The organism is Dethiosulfovibrio faecalis, from assembly GCF_021568795.1.
In the GTDB taxonomy this organism is placed as follows: Bacteria; Synergistota; Synergistia; order Synergistales; family Dethiosulfovibrionaceae; genus Dethiosulfovibrio; species Dethiosulfovibrio faecalis.
Map to the genome: position 1 here is coordinate 1 of NZ_JAKGUE010000039.1, position 649 is coordinate 649.

The 649-nt window shown below is 45.9% G+C and carries 2 protein-coding genes; both read left to right on the plus strand.

Annotated elements, in window-relative coordinates; genetic code table 11:
* Positions 1 to 180 (plus strand): hypothetical protein (locus L2W58_RS12995; protein ID WP_236103834.1); only part of this gene is annotated, 180 nt, incomplete at its 5' end.
* The coding region (locus L2W58_RS13000; RefSeq protein ID WP_236103835.1) for a hypothetical protein at positions 180 to 649 on the plus strand (470 nt) is incomplete at its 3' end. The genes L2W58_RS12995 and L2W58_RS13000, both read left to right, overlap by 1 nt.

Sequence of the window (649 nt, forward strand, 5' to 3'; positions counted from 1 at the left end):
CAGGGGCGTAACGTCTTGCTGGGTAGCGTATCGGTCGAGGCGGTGACGACGGCGCAGAGGTTGTCTATCCTGGTCGATGCCGTAAATTGCCCCTACGGTAAATTGGCCATCTACAACAACGCTACTGGGCAGACGGTAACAATAAACTCAATGAAGGTCAGCGTTAGGCGGGTGGGATAATGAGCGACGTATATGGTTATCAGTGGGTCAAAGTTTCTGGTGTGGCAAATGTCGGAGAGATAATAATTGGAGAAATGCAGATACTAGATTCTAATGGTACAAATATCGCTACAAACGGTACAGCTTTTGGTGCTCCTGTTAATTATACCGCTTATCCAGCACAGGGGGCGTTTAGTGGTGTTATTGGAGGTTATCAGAATACTTATAATCTTTGTATTTTATCTTCTCCTGGTTATATTGGATATCACACGACGACTCGTATGAAATGTGTGTCTGTCAGACTTGCCAGTAGCCCTGGATATCCTGACCATTTTCTTGTTAACGGAACTATTTTTGGATCGAACAACTCAACGGATGGCGTGGATGGAGACTGGGATACGTTGGCTATCAGTGTCCAAATGTCCCCTATTGGGGGAGCCTGGACTGAATTTGAATTAGTGGAGAACCGCATAACTCGTAGGCAGATTGT